At 49.4% G+C, this 3,116-nt stretch carries 1 rRNA gene; it reads right to left on the bottom strand.

What is annotated here, in order from left to right:
- Positions 1–55: 55 nt before the first annotated feature.
- Positions 56–2,950: ribosomal RNA gene (locus JEQ21_RS09615) — 23S ribosomal RNA — on the bottom strand.
- Between the last annotated feature and the right edge of the window lie 166 nt (positions 2,951–3,116).

Here is a 3,116-nt window from a genome sequence, read left to right as displayed (position 1 = left end):
CCTCAACTCGCATCTGAGTTCGTCATTCTTAACGTTTCCGTTACTTAGTTTGACTTCGGATAAGTCTTCGAGCTATTAGTATTAGTCCGCTACATTGCTCACACAACTTCCACTCCTAACCTATCTACCTGATCATCTCTCAGGGCTCTTATTCATTGCTGATGGGAAATCTCATCTTGAGGTGGGTTTCACACTTAGATGCTTTCAGCGTTTATCCCTTCCCTACATAGCTACCCAGCTGTGCCTCTGGCGAGACAACTGGTACACCAGCGGTAAGTCCACTCTGGTCCTCTCGTACTAGGAGCAGATCCTCTCAAATTTCCTACGCCCGCGACGGATAGGGACCGAACTGTCTCACGACGTTCTGAACCCAGCTCGCGTGCCGCTTTAATGGGCGAACAGCCCAACCCTTGGGACCGACTACAGCCCCAGGATGCGACGAGCCGACATCGAGGTGCCAAACCTCCCCGTCGATGTGAACTCTTGGGGGAGATAAGCCTGTTATCCCCAGGGTAGCTTTTATCCGTTGAGCGATGGCCCTTCCATACGGAACCACCGGATCACTAAGCCCGACTTTCGTCCCTGCTCGAGTTGTGGCTCTCGCAGTCAAGCTCCCTTATACCTTTACACTCTGCGACTGATTTCCAACCAGTCTGAGGGAACCTTTGGGCGCCTCCGTTACCTTTTAGGAGGCGACCGCCCCAGTCAAACTGCCCGTCAGACACTGTCTCCGATAGGGGTCACCTATCCGGGTTAGAGTAGCCATACAACAAGGGTAGTATCCCAACAACGCCTCCGGTGAAACTGGCGTCCCACCTTCATTGGCTCCTACCTATCCTGTACATGTGGCACAGATACTCAATATCAAACTGCAGTAAAGCTCCATGGGGTCTTTCCGTCCTGTCGCGGGTAACCTGCATCTTCACAGGTACTAAAATTTCACCGAGTCTCTCGTTGAGACAGTGCCCAAATCATTACGCCTTTCGTGCGGGTCGGAACTTACCCGACAAGGAATTTCGCTACCTTAGGACCGTTATAGTTACGGCCGCCGTTTACTGGGGCTTCAATTCATACCTTCGAGAAATCTCTAAGCACTCCTCTTAACCTTCCAGCACCGGGCAGGCGTCACCCCCTATACATCATCTTACGATTTAGCAGAGAGCTGTGTTTTTGATAAACAGTTGCTTGGGCCTTTTCACTGCGGCTCAGTCATACTGAGCGCCCCTTCTCCCGAAGTTACGGGGCCATTTTGCCGAGTTCCTTAACGAGAGTTCTCTCGATCACCTGAGGCTACTCGCCTCGACTACCTGTGTCGGTTTGCGGTACGGGTAGTATATAGATTTGCGCTAGAAGCTTTTCTCGGCAGCCTGACATCAGGGACTCGCTAGAATCACCTAGCTCCCCATCACAGCTCAATGTTACAGGTAAAAGCATTTGACTCTTACCACACCTCACTGCTTAGACCAGAATCCATTCACTGGCTTCCCTTAGCCTTCTGCGTCACTCCTTCACTCTATATACTAGTACAGGAATATCAACCTGTTGTCCATCGAATACACCTTTCGGTCTCTCCTTAGGTCCCGACTAACCCAGGGCGGACGAGCCTTCCCCTGGAAACCTTAGTCTTACGGTGGATGGGATTCTCACCCATCTTGCGCTACTCATACCGGCATTCTCACTTCTATGCGTTCCACTACTCCTCACGGTATAGCTTCACCACACATAGAACGCTCTCCTACCATCCTTATTAGGATCCACAGCTTCGGTAAATTGTTTTAGCCCCGGTACATTTTCGGCGCAGGGTCACTCGACTAGTGAGCTATTACGCACTCTTTGAATGAATAGCTGCTTCTAAGCTAACATCCTAGTTGTCTGTGCAACCCCACATCCTTTTCCACTTAACAATTATTTTGGGACCTTAGCTGGTGGTCTGGGCTGTTTCCCTTTCGACTACGGATCTTAGCACTCGCAGTCTGACTGCCGACCATAAATCGTTGGCATTCGGAGTTTATCTGAGATTGGTAATCCGAGATGGACCCCTCACCCAAACAGTGCTCTACCTCCAAGATTCTTAATGTCGACGCTAGCCCTAAAGCTATTTCGGAGAGAACCAGCTATCTCCAAGTTCGTTTGGAATTTCTCCGCTACCCACAAGTCATCCAAGCACTTTTCAACGTGCCCTGGTTCGGTCCTCCAGTGAGTTTTACCTCACCTTCAACCTGCTCATGGGTAGGTCACATGGTTTCGGGTCTACGACTACATACTTTAACGCCCTATTCAGACTCGGTTTCCCTACGGCTCCGTCTCTTCAACTTAACCTCGCATGCAATCGTAACTCGCCGGTTCATTCTACAAAAGGCACGCTCTCACCCATTAACGGGCTCGAACTTCTTGTAGGCACACGGTTTCAGGTTCTATTTCACTCCCCTCCCGGGGTGCTTTTCACCTTTCCCTCACGGTACTGGTTCACTATCGGTCACTAGGGAGTATTTAGGGTTGGGAGATGGTCCTCCCAGATTCCGACGGGATTCCTCGTGTCCCGCCGTACTCAGGATACTGCTAGGTAGTTAGACTATTTTAAATACGAGGCTCTCACTCTCTCTGGCTGACCTTCCCATGTCATTCTTCTATAATCTAACAGTCCATTTCGCAGTCCTACAACCCCGAGTGGTAAACCACTCGGTTTGCCCTCCTGCCGTTTCGCTCGCCGCTACTCAGGCAATCGCTTTTGCTTTCTCTTCCTGCAGCTACTTAGATGTTTCAGTTCACTGCGTCTTCCCTCTTTAATCTTAACAACTAAAGATACTAGCCATCAGCTAGTGGGTTCCCCCATTCGGACATCTCTGGATCTTCGCTCACTTACAGCTACCCAAAGCATTTCGTCGTTTGTCACGTCCTTCATCGGCTCCTAGTGCCAAGGCATCCACCGTGCGCCCTTACTAACTTAACCTCTTTTCTTAACTCTACCTGAATTAAGTAAACTCTTTATGCGTTCAGCGTTTCGGTTTATTTCTTGTTACTTTCTTTGATATAGATATTCAATTTTCAATGTTCTTACAGGATACTACTTCAACTTTGTTTGTAGTTGAATCTCGGCCTAACTTCGTAGAGAAAAA

The sequence above is a fragment of the Streptococcus sp. 121 genome (genome assembly GCF_016458205.1).
Lineage (GTDB): Bacteria > Bacillota > Bacilli > Lactobacillales > Streptococcaceae > Streptococcus.
Note: the sequence above shows the minus strand (reverse complement) of the source record. Positions and strands in the feature narration are given on the sequence as shown.